The following is a 13,546-nucleotide window of genomic DNA, read 5'->3' on the forward strand; positions in this document are numbered from 1 at the left end:
CGCGGCCTCACCCCACCTAAAAATCGTACGGCTGCCGCGGCCGCTGGGCTACAGCGGCGGCTCCTCACCGGGACGGCCGCTACTCCCGAGAATGAGGTGGATTTGGTGCTGAATCTTCGCAAATGCGGGCTACTGTGTCTCTATGCCTAGTTTTCGCGTCTCAGAAGCCGCCCGGTTCCTCGGCGTCAGCGATGACACCGTCCGCCGCTGGACCGAGAACGGAAGCCTCACGCCGCTCAAGGATGAGTCGGGGCGGCTCGTCGTGGACGGCCTGGAACTCGCCCGGATGGCCCGGGAGCAGGCAAAACTGCCTGAAGACCCGGCGCGCGCCGGAAGCTCGGCCCGCAACCGCTTCGTCGGGCTGGTCACCGCCATCACCGCGGACACCGTGATGGCGCAGGTGGAACTGCAGTGCGGACCGTTCCGGGTGGTGTCGCTGATGAGCAGCGAGGCCGTCCGTGACCTCGGCCTGGAACTCGGCTCGGTGGCCACCGCCGTCGTCAAAGCCACCACGGTGATCATTGAAAGCCCGCACGGAAAGGCCCTCATTTGAACCGGATTCGGAAAGCTGCCGCCCTCCTGCTTGCCGGAGTCTTGGCCGCCGGGGCGGCCGCCTGTGCCGCGCCGGCCGGCGGGGGAGGCCAGCAACTGACGGTGTTCGCTGCGGCCTCGCTCAAGGCGCCCTTCACCGCCTTGGCCAAGGAATTTGAGAGCACCCACCCCGGCACCAAGGTGGTGCTCAGCTTCGCCGGGTCGGCCGACCTCGCCACCCAGCTCGGCCAGGGCGCACCCGCGGACGTCTTCGCCTCCGCGGACGTGAAGAACATGGCTAAAGTCGCGGACGCTGGTTTGGTGGAGGGCACACCCCGGAACTTTGCCAGCAACGTCCTGGCGATCGCGGTGCCTCCGGCCAATCCCGCGAAGATCGGAACCTTCGCCGACCTGGCCAAACCCGGAGTCAAAGTGGTGGTGTGCGCGGTCCAGGTTCCCTGCGGCGCGGCCGCGAAAACCGTCGAGGGGAAGACCGGCGTCGCCCTCAAACCGGTCAGCGAGGAATCCTCCGTAACGGACGTGCTGGGCAAGGTCACCTCCGGGGAAGCCGACGCCGGACTTGTCTATGTCACCGATGTCCGCGCCGCCGCGGGCAAGGTCAAGGCGGTCCCGTTCCCCGAGGCGGTCGCCGCCGTCAATCACTATCCAATCGCGGCGTTGAAGAGCAGCCGGAACCAGGACCTGGCAGCGTCGTTCCTCTCGGCGGTTGCCGGCGCGTCGGGCCGGAAGATCCTCGACGACGCGGGCTTCGGCAAGCCGTGACCCGGCACGGCTACAGCGGCATTCCACGCTGGGTGCTGGCCATCGCCGCCGTCGGCGCGCTGTTTGTCCTGCTGCCGCTCGTCGCCATGGTCGCCAGGGTCGACTGGCCGCGGTTCATTCCCCTGCTTACCTCGGAAGCCTCGCTCACGGCCCTGGGGCTCAGCCTGCGCACGGCGGCGGCCAGCACCGTGCTCTGCGTATTCCTCGGCGTCCCGCTGGCCCTGGCACTGGCGCGGGCGGAGTTCCGGGGCCAGCGGCTGCTGCGTTCGTTCGTGCTGCTGCCTCTGGTGCTGCCGCCGGTGGTGGGCGGCATCGCACTGCTCTACACCTTTGGGCGGCAGGGGCTGCTGGGCCGCAGCCTCGAGCTTGCCGGCATCCAGATCGCGTTCTCGACGACGGCGGTGGTGCTCGCGCAGACCTTCGTCGCCTTGCCGTTCCTCGTGGTCAGCCTGGAAGGAGCATTGCGCTCCGCCGGCAGCCGGTACGAGGCCGTGGCCGCCACCCTCGGTGCCCGACCCACCACGGTGCTGCGCCGCGTCACCCTGCCGCTCGTGCTGCCGGGCCTCGCCTCCGGGGCCGTGCTCTCCTTTGCCCGCAGCCTCGGTGAATTCGGCGCCACCCTCACCTTCGCCGGCAGCCTCCAGGGGGTCACCCGCACGCTGCCGCTGGAGATCTACCTGCAGCGGGAGACCGACGCCGACGCCGCCGTCGCGCTGTCGCTGTTGCTCGTCGCCGTGGCGGTCATCGTCGTCGGACTCAGCTACCGGGGGCCGTCGCCCGTCGGGCGCTCGTCGAGGAGCTCTGTGGCCGGCAACGCAGCGGACGGGGAGGCGGGGGCATGACGTTCACGCTCGACGCCGCCGTCGCCGCCCGCGGCTTTGACGTCTCGCTGAGCCTAGACGAGGGGGAAACGGTGGCGGTGCTTGGGCCCAACGGGGCCGGGAAATCCACCCTGCTCTCCATCGTCGCGGGCCTTCTCCGCCCGGACGCCGGACGGGCGCAAGTGGACGGGCGGACGCTCTTCGATTTGGGGCCCGGGCTGAACGCCTGGACAGCGCCGCACCGCCGCGGCACCGCGTTGCTGGCACAGGAGCCGCTGCTCTTCCCGCATCTGAGCGCCCTCGACAATGTTGCCTTTGGTCCGCGCAGCGCCGGTTCCCCCCGGGCCCGGGCGCGGGAGACCGCCCGGCACTGGCTCGCGCAGGTCGACGCGGCAGACCTTGCCAGCCGGCGCCCTGCCGAGCTCTCCGGGGGGCAGGCCCAGCGCGTGGCGGTGGCCCGGGCGTTGGCCGCGGACCCCGAACTGCTGCTGCTGGACGAGCCGATGGCCGCCCTCGACGTCCACGCGGCTCCGCTGCTGCGGCGGTTGCTGAAACGGGTCCTGGCCGGGCGCCGCGCCATCATCGTTACGCACGACGTCCTGGACGCCTACATGCTCGCAGACCGCGTGATCGTGATGGAACAGGGCCGGATCACCGAAGCGGGCCCCACCCGGGACGTGCTCCAACGCCCCCGAAGCCGCTTCGCCGCGGGGCTGGCGGGCCTCAACCTCGTAGCCGGCACCGTCACCGCCGCCGGGCTCCGGACGGCCGCGGGCCAGGAATTCGCCGGCCGACACGAGGATCCACCGGTTCCCGGCCAAGGCGGCGTGGCGGCGTTCCCGCCGTCGGCCGTCTCCGTCTTCCTTTCCGAGGCGCACGGCAGCCCGCGGAACTCGTTCCCCGTCACGGTGACCGATCTTGAACCGCACGGCGACCAGATCCGGGTCCGGGCCGGGGAACTGTCCGCGGACGTCACCCCCGCCGCGTCGGCCGATCTGGGCCTGGCTCCGGGGGTGGGCGTCTATTTCGTCGTCAAAGCGGCCGCGGTCTCGATCTACCCGGCGTAGGCCCGGGGTGGGCATAGGGCCGGGGCCGGGTTGGGGCGTGCACCGGCCCCAGCCGTAGGGTGGATAAAGGCCCGCCCCGCAACCAGGAGGATTTACGTGCACGACAGCTCAGCCCATGGACGCACCGCACTGGTGGTCGGAGCCAGCGGCATTGCCGGCTCCGCCCTCGTCGACCTCCTTGCCGGGACGGGGTGGGAAGTCCTGGCCTTGTCCCGCGGCGGCGTTGCGCGCCCCGGCGCGCGGCCCATCCGCGCGGACCTCGGCTCACCGGAAAGCCTGGCGGCTGCGCTGCACGGCGAACGCCCGACGCACGTGTTCTTCACCGCCTGGTCACGGCAGGACACGGAGCGGGAAAACATCGAGGTCAACGCAGCCCTGTTGCGGAACCTGCTCAACGCTTTGCAGGACAGCCCGGTGAAGCATGTGGCCCTGATGACCGGGCTGAAGCACTACCTTGGCCCGTTCGAGGCCTATGCGGCGGGCGAAATGCCGGACACGCCCTTCCACGAGGAGGAACCGCGGCTGCCGGTGCCCAATTTCTACTACGCCCAGGAAGACGAACTGTGGGCGGCGGCCGAACGCCAAGGCTTTAGCTGGTCGGTGCACCGCGCCCACACGGTCATCGGCCACGCGGTGGGCAACGCGATGAATATGGGGCTCACCCTCGCGGTTCAGGCGTCCATCTGCAAGGAATTGAACCGGCCATTCATATTCCCGGGCTCCGAGACGCAGTGGAACAGCCTCACCGACATGACCGACAGCGGACTGCTGGCCGAACACATGCTCTGGGCAGCGACGGCGGAAACGGCAGCCAACCAGGCCTACAACATCGTCAACGGCGACGTCTTCCGCTGGCGCTGGATGTGGCCGCGGCTGGCCGCATACTTCGGCGTCGAAGCGGCCGGTTTCGAGAAAGAGCCCCGTCCGCTGGAAGAGCAGATGCGCGGGATGGAATCGGTGTGGGCGGACATGGCCGCCCGGCACGGGCTCGCCGAACCGGACCTCGCGCGGGTTTCCTCGTGGTGGCACACCGACGGCGACCTGGGCCGAAACATCGAGGTGCTGGCCGACATGAGCAAGAGCCGCCTCGCGGGCTTCACCGGCTACCGCAGGACCCTGGACTCGTTCACGGCGCTCTTCGACCGGCTCCGGGCGGACCGGCTGATTCCCTGACCGCGGCGTCGGTCGGAGTTGGCTATTCGGCTTTGGTGCCCTTGCCCTTGTCCCGGACCGGGTGCTGGCTGACAATCGAGACCCGGTTGAAGGCGTTCATGGTGATGGCGAGCCAGCTGACCGCGGAGAATTCGGCGTCGCTGAGGTGCTTGCGGGCCAGACGGCCTTCGTGCTCCCGGGCTTCGGCGTCGGAGATGTTGGTGATCGCCTCGGCCAGGGTCAGCGCTGCACGTTCCTTCTCCGTGAAGAGATTCGTGTCGCGCCAGGCCGGGAGCACCGCCAGGCGCTGCGCCGATTCGCCGTTCTTGACCGCGTCGCCCACGTGCAGATCCAGGCAGAAGGCGCAGCCGTTGATCTGCGAGATGCGGACGTTCAGCAGTTCGATCAGTGTCTGGTCCAGCCCCGCCTCGTCTGCGGCTTCCTTGGCCTTCAATCCGAGGCCGTTCAGTGCGCGCCACGCGGCGGGGTGCGCCTTGTCCAGGAAAACGCTGCGGGTGCTGTGCTCTGGTGCCGAGGTCTCATCCATGGGTCCCAGATTACAGAGGTCGCCGCCGCCTCGCCCGCGCGTCATGTGACAAGCTTGTCAAACGTATGACAAGCTTTACCCGTAGCCACTATTCGATCCGGTGGTCGGTTCCTTGGGGGAGCCGACCGCCGGATCGCTTCTTTTGGCGGGGCATGCCCGTCCGCCCGTGTCAGGGACGGGCATGTCCGGCGGTGCGGGCCAATTCGGATCCAGCCGCGGCCAGGGCGTCCGCGTCGCTGGCCACGATCAGGCCAGCAAAGTTGTCCGCATAGTCGCCCAGGTCCTCATGGACGGAGCCGACGACGGCGTACACCGGCGTGGTGCCGCTGCGGGCCAGGATGGCGGCGATGATCTTGCCCTGGCCGGTCTGGGAGTCCAGCCGGCCCTCGCCGACCACCACCGCGGTGCTGGAGGCGGCGCGGGCATCGAAGCCGAGCAGGTCCAGGACATAGTCCGCGCCGGACACCAGCCGCGCACCGTACTGCGCCCACATTCCACCGGAGAAGCCGCCGGCCGCCCCGGTCCTGGCCACCGGCCGGGGATCCCGGCCCAGCTCACGGGCAAACCCGTCCGCCTGCTCTTCGAGCCGCCGGGTCAGGGCCTCCACCGTGGCAGAGTCTGCGCCCTTCTGCGGCCCGAAAACCCGGGCCGCATCGGCGAAGCGGGTGGTCACGTCGCTGAGGACCACCACCTCGGCGCCGTCCAGTCCGCCGCGTTCCTCGATCGCGGTGATCGCCCCGGCCCCGCCATCGGTTGTCGCGGAGCCGCCCGCGGCCACCAGCACGCGCCGCGCCCCGAGCCGGACAGCCTCCGCCACCAGCACCCCGGTGCCGTATGTGCTGGCCAGGACGGGGTCACGGTCACCGGCGGTGGGAAGGTGCAGTCCGCTGGCGAACGCAAGCTCGACGACGGCGGTTCCATCCGGGGCCAGCGCGACGACCGTTTCGACGTCGTCGCCCCAGGGGCCCGTCGTGCGGACCCGGACCGGCCGGGCGTCGAGCCCCCGGACCAGCACATCGAAGGTCCCCTCGCCGCCGTCGGCCACGGGCAGTTCGACGGCAGCCGCGCCGGCCGCACGGATCCCGGCGGCAATGTGGGCGGCGACGTCGGCGGCCGCGAAGGTCCCCTTGAAGCTGTCCGGGGCGACCAGGATGCCCACCGGCCTAGAATCCCACCTTGTCCCGGCCCTTGAGCTGCAGCATTTCGCGGGCCTCGTCCGGGGTGGCGATCTCGAAGTTGAGGGCCTCCAGGATGGTGCGGATCCGGGTGACTTGTTCGGCGTTGGACGCGGCGAGCTGGCCGGGGCCGATCCAGAGCGAGTCCTCCAGGCCCACCCGGACGTGGGAGCCCATGGCCGCGCCGATCGTGGCGAGGGGCATCTGGTTCTTGCCAGCGCCCAGGATGGACCACTGGTAGTCCTCGCCCAGCAGGCGGTCCGCGGTGCGGCGCATGTGCATGAGGTCCTCCGGGTGGGCACCGATCCCGCCGAGCAGGCCAAATACGGATTGGACGAACAGCGGCCCGCGGGCCAGGCCGCGGGCGTGGAAGTGGGCCAGGTTGTTCAGGTGTGAGATGTCGTAGCACTCGAATTCGAACCGGGTGCCGTTCTCGTTGCCGATGCCGAGGATGGTTTCGATGTCCTGGAAGGTGTTCTTGAAGACCAGGTCGCGGCTCTTCTCGAGGCCTTCGCGCTCCCACTCGTGGCCGAACTCGGTGAAGCGCTCCAGCATCGGGTAGAGGCCGAAGTTCATCGACCCCATGTTCAGCGAGGCCAGCTCGGGTTTGAACAGCGCGGCCGGCTGCATGCGCTCCTCCACGGTCATGTGGGGGGAGCCGCCGGTGGTGAGGTTGATGACGGCGTCGGTGTTGCGCTTGAGCTTGTCCAGGATCGGGGCGAAGTGCTCCGGATCCTGCGAGGGACGGCCGTCCTTCGGGTCGCGGGCGTGCATGTGCACAATCGCGGCTCCCGCCTCGGCGGCGCCGATCGCGGCGTCGGCAATCTCATCCGGGGACACCGGCAGGTGCGGTGACATGGACGGGGTGTGGATGGCGCCGGTGACGGCGCTGGTGATGATGACTTTGCGTGCAGCAGCCATGGGGTCGCTCCTTCGGGGGTCAGTAAAGCTTTTCGGTGTTGCCGTCGACGGCGAGGGCCTGGCCGTTGACGTTGCGGGCCAGGTCGCTCGCGGCGAAAGCGGCCATGTTCGCGATGTCCTCGGCCTCGATCAGCCGGCCCAGGGATGACTGGTTGTGGTAGAGCTCGGAGACCTGCTCCGCCGGGAGGTCCAGCATCTGCGCCTTGGCGGCGATCACGGCGTCGATCCGCGGGCCGTTGACAGCGCCGGGGCAGATCGCGTTGACCCGGATCCGGTCCGGGCCCAGTTCGATCGCGAGCGTCTTTGTCAGTCCGACGACGGCCCACTTGGACGCCGAATAGGCGCTTCGGCCGGCCATGCCCAGCCTTCCGGCCGCCGAGGAGAGGTTCACGATCGAGGCACCGTCGCCCTTCCGAAGCAGGGGCAGCGCGTGCTTGATGCAATAGAACTGGCCGTGGATGTTGACGTCGAAGGTGGCCTTCCAGGCGCCGGCATCGAGAGTCTCGAGTGGCCCGGTGGGCCCGGCGATGCCGGCGTTGTTGACCAGCACGTCCAGGCCCCCCAGCTCCGCGGCTACCGTGGCCATGAGTTCGCGGACCTGACCTTCGTCGGAGACGTCGCTGACAGCGGCGGCGAGGCCGTTGACGCGGGCCTTCTCGACGGCGTCGGGGTCGATGTCGGTGACGAAGACGGCGGCGCCGAGTTCCTGGAACTTCTTGGCGATGGCCAGGCCGATGCCGTTGGCGCCGGCGGTGACCAGGACGCGCTTTGCGGTGAAATCCATGGGTTTTCCTTGCGATGGTGGTTCGGGGACGCTCCGCCGGTGCGTTGTGGCGCCGGCGGAGCGTCAGTGGTGGAGCGTGTGGTGGCGCCGCCCTTAGTGGGCGGCGGGGATGCCCTCAGGCTTTTCGGTGCCGCGCTTGAGCATCAGGGACAGGAGGGCGCCGATGACGCACATGCCCACAATGAACCACAGGCCCGAGAGCTTGGAGCCGGTGGCATCCTGCATGAAGCCCATGACGTACGGGCCGAGGAATCCGCCGAGCAGGCCGATGGTGTTGACGAAGGCGATGCCGCCGGCGAGGGCTGCGCCGCTGAGGCGGGTGGCCGGGTAGGTGAAGAGGATCGGCTGCAGGGCGAAGAAGTTGAACGCTGCGAGGCAGAACCCGATCATGCCGAGCAGCGGGCCGCCGACGGCGCCGAGCGCGAAGCCGGCGATGATGCCGATCATGGTGCCGGTGACCAGGAGGCGGGAGCGCCTTCCGTCGGTGGCGAAGCGCGGCACCAGCAGGGCTCCTGCTGCGGAGAAGATCCACGGGATGGCAGTCAGCAGGCCGATCTGCAGCGGGTTGAGCTTGCCGTAGGTTCCGATGATGGACGGCAGGAAGTAGGACAGGGCGTAGACGGCGATCTGGTGGGTGAAGTAGACGCCCACCACCAGCAGGATCTGCTTGTCCTTGAGCGCGTCGCGCAGGCGGTGGTTGCCGGAGGCTTCGGCGCCGGCCGTCTCTTCGGCGGCGATCCGTGCTTCGAGGTCCGCGGCCTCCTCGGGGCTGAGGAACTTGGCCTGGCTGGGACGGTCCGGGAGCTTCTTCCAGACGACGTAGGCGAGGACGCAGGCGGGCAGGCCCTCGACGAGGAACATCCACTGCCAGCCGTGCAGGCCGCCGAGGCCGTCCAGGGTCAGCAGCAGGCCGCCCAGCGGGGCGCCGACGATGTTGGCGATCGAGACGCCGAGGAGGAACATGCCGTTGGCCTTGGCGCGGTCCTTGACCACGAACCACTGGGTCAGGAAGTACATGACGCCGGGGAAGAGTCCGGCCTCGGCGACGCCGAGCAGCATCCGCATGATGTAGAAGGACCACTCGCCCTGGACGAAGGCCATGCCGGCGGAAATGATGCCCCAGGTGATCATGATCCGCATGATCCAGAAGCGTGCTCCCACCTTGTGCATGATCAGGTTCGAGGGGATCTCGGAGAGGGCGTAGGTCAGGAAGAACAGGCCGGCGCCGATGCCGTAGGCGGTGGCGGAGATGCCGAGGTCGATCTCCAGGCGGTCCTTGGCCATGCCGATGTTGGTTCGGTCCAGGAACGCCATGATGTAGGCGCCGATCAGCAGCGGCATGACGCGGCGCAGGATCACGCCGTTAATCTCCTGCGGTGTGCGCATCTTCGTTGGTGCGGATACAACTGACATAGGTCTTCGTCCTTGAATTGGGGTCAGGATTGATGATCAGGATGGACAGCGGGCAGTATTCCGTCGGCAGTCGGAGCTGCCACGGGGTGAATTTCAGTCGGTGTTGCGGTGTTGCGGTGTCAGGAGGTGGCGGGGGTGCAACCGCAGGTGCGGCCGATGTGGAGGCGGTGCCGGCACACCAGGGAGGTGTAGCTCCGGGACGGGGCTTCGATGCGGTTGAGCAGCATGGCGAAGGCTTCGTGGGCCATTTCCTGCTGCGGCTGGACAATGCTGGTGAGGTTGATCAGGCCGGAGCGGCTGTGCGGAAGGCCGTCGCAGCCGGCCACAGCCACGTCGTCCGGGATCCGCAGGCCGCGTGCCAGCGCGTACTCCATGACGCCGATGGCGAGCTCGTCGCTGCCGCAGACCACCGCCTGTGGCGGGGTCCCGGAGGCGAAGAGGCGTTCCGCGGCCAGCCGGCCGCCTTCGTTGTTGACCCGGGTGCTGATCTTGCGATCCCCGCTGATGACGACCCCGGCGGCTGCCGCCGTCCGCACGAACGCCTGTTCCCGGGCCAGCGAGGCGGTGGAAAAACGGGGGCCGATCACGGTGGCGATCTCGGTGTAGCCGTGACCGAGCATGTGCTGCATGAGCAGCGTGGCCGCGGCGTCGTCGTCGATCCCCACGAAGTCGGAGTCCAGGAAATCCGCCCGGCGGGACAGGCAGACGTAAGGAATCCGGGCGGCCCGCAGGGTGCGGAGGGCCCGCGCGTCGTCCCGGAGCGAGGCGGCGAGGATGACGCCGTCCACCGCCCGGTTCGCGAGCGTGGCGGTGACCTGGGCCAGGACTTCGGGGTCGTCCTGGGTGGTGGCGACGAAGACCTCGTAGCCGGCGTCGGCCGCCGCGGAAATGATGCCCTGGGCCCAGCGGGGGAACATCGGGTTGATGATGTTCGGCAGGACCAGCCCGACCACCCGGGTCCGCTGCAGATCGGTGGACTGGGAGGACTTACGGGGCCTGAAGCCCAGCTCGTTCGCCACGTGGATGATGTGGCGCCGCGTCTCCGGAGAGACGCCGGCCTTGCCGTTGAGGACGTAGGACACTGCGGCGGAGGAAACCCCCGCGGCGCGGGCAACAGCGGCCGCCGATACCGGCGCAACCGGGCCGTCGGCGGTGACAGTGCTGGCTTGCTCCTGCATCCTGACCCTCCCTCGCGTCGGTTTCTGTCCTTGTGACCTCAGTTACAGTAATTAGCCCGCACAACGTTAAGCAACGTTAAGTGGTCTGGCCTCTGGTGGGCCGGTTTTTGCCGCTCCGCCGAGGGGGCATGCCCACTCTTTCGCCGCCTGATCGAGGGGACATGCCCGGTCCGGGCTTCGAGCGGTGGACATATTCGGATTATGTCCACTGGTCGGCGCCCAGGATGGGCATGTCCGGAAGGGCGGAAGGCGGCCGCGGTACATGCCCACCGGACTGCCTGAGCGCTGGGCATGTCCGTCGGACCGGGCGCCCCGCGGCCTCCGGGGGACTCCGGCTCTAGACAGCAGTTTCGCCGTGGGCAAACATGGAGCCAAAGGGGCCGAATCCAAAGTTGAGCGGGTTAGACTCAACTTTGACGACAGTCTTATCCCCGGAAGGAGCTCTCTTTGGACGCGAAATTCACCACCAAGAGCCAGGAGGCTCTTTCGGCAGCAGCCATGAACGCCTCGACGGCCGGCAACCCCCAGCTGGAACCGGCCCACCTGCTCAAGGCGCTGATGGACCAGCGCGAAGGGGTGGCCGTGGCGCTCCTGCGCGCCACCGGGACCGATCCGGATGCTGTCAGCGTCCAGGCGAGCACCGCCATCAAGGCGCTCCCGTCGACCTCGGGCAGCTCGGTGCAGCAGGCCCAGCTTTCCCGCGCCGCGATGCAGGCCATCAAGAACGCGCAGAACGAGGCCGAACGCCTTGGCGACACCTTCGTCTCCACCGAGCACCTGCTGCTGGGCCTCGCGTCCGGCAGCGACGACGTCGGCCGGCTGCTGCGCGACGCCGGCGCCTCGCACGAAGCGCTGCTCGCGGCGCTCCCCGGCGTCCGCGGCGACCGCAAGGTGGACAACGCCGACCCGGAAAACACCTTCCAGGCCTTGGAGAAGTTCGGCACCGACCTGACCGCGATCGCGCGGTCCGGCAAGCTGGATCCCGTCATCGGGCGCGACGCCGAGATCCGCCGCATCATCCAAGTGCTCAGCCGCCGGACCAAGAACAACCCGGTGATCATCGGCGAGCCCGGCGTCGGCAAGACCGCCGTCGTCGAAGGCCTCGCCCAGCGGATCGTGGCCGGCGACGTGCCGGAGAGCCTGCGCGGCAAGACCCTGATTGCCCTGGACCTGGCCTCTATGGTGGCCGGAGCCAAGTACCGCGGTGAATTCGAGGAGCGGCTCAAGGCGGTGCTGGAGGAGATCAAGAGCTCCGAGGGCCAGATCGTCACCTTCATTGACGAGCTCCACACCGTGGTGGGGGCGGGCGCGTCCGGGGACAGCTCGATGGATGCCGGCAACATGCTCAAGCCGATGCTGGCCCGCGGCGAGCTCCGGCTGATCGGCGCCACCACGCTGGACGAATACCGCGAGAACATCGAAAAGGACCCTGCCCTGGAGCGCCGCTTCCAGCAGGTCTTCGTCGGCGAACCGAGCGTGGATGACACGATCGGCATCCTGCGCGGACTCAAGGAACGTTACGAGGCGCACCACAAGGTCTCCATCTCCGACTCTGCCCTCGTGGCCGCCGCCACCCTGTCCAACCGGTATATCTCCGGCCGGCAGCTGCCGGACAAGGCGATCGACCTGGTGGACGAGGCCGCGTCCCGGCTGCGGATGGAAATCGATTCCGCCCCGGAGGAGATTGACCAGCTGCGTCGCCAGGTGGACCGGCTGACCATGGAGGAACTGGCCCTGGCCGGCGAGACGGATCCGGCGTCGGTGGAGCGCCTCGCCACCCTCCGTGCGGACATGGCGGACAAGAAGGAGGAGCTCGCGGCCCTGAATGCCCGTTGGGAGGCCGAGAAGGCCGGCCTGAACCGTGCGGGTGACCTGCGCGCCAAGCTGGACGAGCTGCGGTCCGCAGAGGAAAAGGCCGAGCGCGAGGGCGACTTCGAGACGGCATCCCGCATCCTCTATGGGGAGATCCCGGCCCTGGAGCGCGAGCTCAAGGCCGCGGCCGAAGCCGAAGCTTCCGTGACGGACAAGTCCGGGCAGATGGTGGCCGACGAGGTCACCGCGGACGATATCGCCGAGGTGATCTCGGCGTGGACCGGCATCCCGGCCGGCCGCATGCTGCAGGGCGAAAGCCAGAAACTGCTGGAGATGGAGCACGTCCTGGGGGAGCGGCTGATCGGCCAGGCCAAGGCCGTCACCGCGGTGTCCGACGCCGTGCGCCGCGCCCGTGCCGGCATCAGCGACCCGAACCGGCCCACCGGGTCCTTCCTCTTCCTGGGTCCCACTGGCGTCGGTAAGACGGAGCTGGCCAAATCGCTCGCGGACTTCCTGTTCGACGACGAGCGGGCCATGGTGCGGATCGACATGTCCGAGTACTCGGAGAAGCACTCCGTGGCGCGGCTGGTCGGGGCACCTCCCGGCTACGTGGGCTACGAGGAAGGCGGCCAGCTGACCGAAGCCGTCCGCCGTCGCCCCTACTCCGTGCTGTTGCTGGACGAGGTGGAGAAGGCCCACCCGGAGGTCTTCGACATCCTCCTGCAGGTGCTCGACGACGGCCGCCTCACCGATGGCCAGGGCCGCACCGTGGACTTCCGCAACGTGATCCTGGTGCTGACGTCCAACCTCGGCAGCCAGTTCCTCGTGGACCCGGGGCTGGATGCCGCAGCCAAGCGGGACGCGGTAATGGCGACGGTGCACGCCTCCTTCAAGCCGGAGTTCCTGAACCGGCTCGACGAGGTGGTCCTCTTCGACCCGCTCACCGTCGAGGAACTCGCCGAGATCGTGGAACTGCAGGTCAAGGAGCTCGGCGAACGACTCAAGGGCCGCCGCCTGACCCTCGAGGTGTCCGAGGGCGCCCGGGCGTGGCTGGCCGTCACCGGCTTCGACCCGGCATACGGCGCCCGGCCGCTGCGCCGCCTGGTGCAGCGCGAGATCGGCGACCGCCTGGCCAAGGCCATCCTGGCCGGCGAGATCTCCGACGGCGACACCGTGGTCGTGGACACCGCGCCGGACCTGATGGAGCTGACGATGGGCGGTCCGGACGTGTCCGACCGCCCCGCCGGCGGCGCCTCCACCGGAAGCGGGCTCTCGGTCCGCCGCAAGGAGTAGGCGCGGGGTCCCCCCGGCCGCCGGTGGCAAACGCGAAGGGCTGCCAGCCGTTCAACGACGGCGGCAGCC

At 69.0% G+C, this 13,546-nt stretch carries 12 protein-coding genes; 6 read left to right on the forward strand and 6 right to left on the reverse strand.

Going from position 1 to position 13,546, the window contains the following annotated elements; all coding sequences use genetic code 11:
• Nucleotides 1–142 precede the first annotated feature (142 nt).
• The 5 genes from AC1DNC_RS07915 to AC1DNC_RS07935 all read left to right on the forward strand — a co-directional run bounded on the left by AC1DNC_RS07915 (nucleotide 143) and on the right by AC1DNC_RS07935 (nucleotide 4,375).
• Nucleotides 143–553: a TOBE domain-containing protein gene (locus tag AC1DNC_RS07915; RefSeq protein WP_476862017.1), complete on the forward strand. Its 411-nt coding sequence runs from the start codon at nucleotides 143–145 to the stop codon at nucleotides 551–553.
• Nucleotides 550–1,314 (forward strand): molybdate ABC transporter substrate-binding protein, encoded by a 765-nt coding sequence (modA, locus tag AC1DNC_RS07920; RefSeq protein ID WP_476862018.1) that lies wholly within the window; start codon nucleotides 550–552, stop codon nucleotides 1,312–1,314. Before AC1DNC_RS07915 ends, modA begins: the two co-directional genes overlap by 4 nt.
• Nucleotides 1,311–2,156, forward strand: coding sequence for an ABC transporter permease (locus AC1DNC_RS07925; protein ID WP_476862019.1), 846 nt, complete (start codon nucleotides 1,311–1,313; stop codon nucleotides 2,154–2,156). Before modA ends, AC1DNC_RS07925 begins: the two co-directional genes overlap by 4 nt.
• Entirely contained in the window at nucleotides 2,153–3,202 is a 1,050-nt protein-coding gene (locus AC1DNC_RS07930; RefSeq protein ID WP_476862020.1) for a sulfate/molybdate ABC transporter ATP-binding protein, read from the forward strand. Before AC1DNC_RS07925 ends, AC1DNC_RS07930 begins: the two co-directional genes overlap by 4 nt.
• Nucleotides 3,203–3,298: 96 nt before the next feature.
• Nucleotides 3,299–4,375 (forward strand): SDR family oxidoreductase, encoded by a 1,077-nt coding sequence (locus AC1DNC_RS07935; protein ID WP_476862021.1) that lies wholly within the window; start codon nucleotides 3,299–3,301, stop codon nucleotides 4,373–4,375.
• A 22-nt stretch (nucleotides 4,376–4,397) separates the two neighbouring features.
• Here the strand turns inward: AC1DNC_RS07935 and AC1DNC_RS07940 are convergent, their stop codons facing one another.
• The 6 genes from AC1DNC_RS07940 to AC1DNC_RS07965 form a co-directional block, all read right to left on the reverse strand.
• Nucleotides 4,398–4,901, reverse strand: coding sequence for a carboxymuconolactone decarboxylase family protein (locus AC1DNC_RS07940; RefSeq protein ID WP_476862022.1), 504 nt, complete (start codon nucleotides 4,899–4,901; stop codon nucleotides 4,398–4,400).
• 169 nt (nucleotides 4,902–5,070) lie between these two features.
• Nucleotides 5,071–6,060: a glycerate kinase gene (locus AC1DNC_RS07945; RefSeq protein ID WP_476862023.1), complete on the reverse strand. Its 990-nt coding sequence runs from the start codon at nucleotides 6,058–6,060 to the stop codon at nucleotides 5,071–5,073.
• 4 nt (nucleotides 6,061–6,064) lie between these two features.
• A complete protein-coding gene (gene kce / locus AC1DNC_RS07950) occupies nucleotides 6,065–6,997 on the reverse strand; it encodes a 3,5-dioxohexanoate:acetyl-CoA acetone transferase (RefSeq protein ID WP_476862024.1) in 933 nt (310 codons plus the stop codon).
• Between the two features lie 19 nt (nucleotides 6,998–7,016).
• Nucleotides 7,017–7,781, reverse strand: a complete 765-nt coding sequence (locus tag AC1DNC_RS07955; RefSeq protein WP_476862025.1) for an SDR family oxidoreductase — start codon at nucleotides 7,779–7,781, stop codon at nucleotides 7,017–7,019.
• A 93-nt stretch (nucleotides 7,782–7,874) separates the two neighbouring features.
• Nucleotides 7,875–9,194, reverse strand: coding sequence for an MFS transporter (locus AC1DNC_RS07960; RefSeq protein ID WP_476862026.1), 1,320 nt, complete (start codon nucleotides 9,192–9,194; stop codon nucleotides 7,875–7,877).
• 119 nt (nucleotides 9,195–9,313) lie between these two features.
• On the reverse strand, nucleotides 9,314–10,372 hold the full coding sequence (locus tag AC1DNC_RS07965; RefSeq protein ID WP_476862027.1) for a LacI family DNA-binding transcriptional regulator: 1,059 nt from the start codon (nucleotides 10,370–10,372) through the stop codon (nucleotides 9,314–9,316).
• Nucleotides 10,373–10,819: 447 nt separating this feature from the next.
• Between AC1DNC_RS07965 and clpB the strand changes: the two genes are divergently transcribed.
• The gene (clpB, locus tag AC1DNC_RS07970) at nucleotides 10,820–13,477 is read left to right on the forward strand and encodes an ATP-dependent chaperone ClpB (protein WP_476862028.1); all 2,658 of its coding nucleotides are present in this window, start codon (nucleotides 10,820–10,822) and stop codon (nucleotides 13,475–13,477) included.
• The last annotated feature ends 69 nt before the right edge of the window (nucleotides 13,478–13,546 follow it).

The sequence above is a fragment of the Arthrobacter sp. 01N442 genome, from assembly GCF_056399345.1.

Coding starts and splice junctions, on each gene's coding strand:
- AC1DNC_RS07930 (WP_476862020.1), top strand. CDS start 2,153: ATGACGTTCACGCTCGACGCCGCCGTCGCCGCCCGCGGCTTTGACGTC.
- AC1DNC_RS07960 (WP_476862026.1), bottom strand. CDS start 9,194: ATGTCAGTTGTATCCGCACCAACGAAGATGCGCACACCGCAGGAGATT.
- AC1DNC_RS07965 (WP_476862027.1), bottom strand. CDS start 10,372: ATGCAGGAGCAAGCCAGCACTGTCACCGCCGACGGCCCGGTTGCGCCG.
- AC1DNC_RS07940 (WP_476862022.1), bottom strand. CDS start 4,901: ATGGATGAGACCTCGGCACCAGAGCACAGCACCCGCAGCGTTTTCCTG.
- AC1DNC_RS07955 (WP_476862025.1), bottom strand. CDS start 7,781: ATGGATTTCACCGCAAAGCGCGTCCTGGTCACCGCCGGCGCCAACGGC.
- kce (WP_476862024.1), bottom strand. CDS start 6,997: ATGGCTGCTGCACGCAAAGTCATCATCACCAGCGCCGTCACCGGCGCC.
- AC1DNC_RS07915 (WP_476862017.1), top strand. CDS start 143: ATGCCTAGTTTTCGCGTCTCAGAAGCCGCCCGGTTCCTCGGCGTCAGC.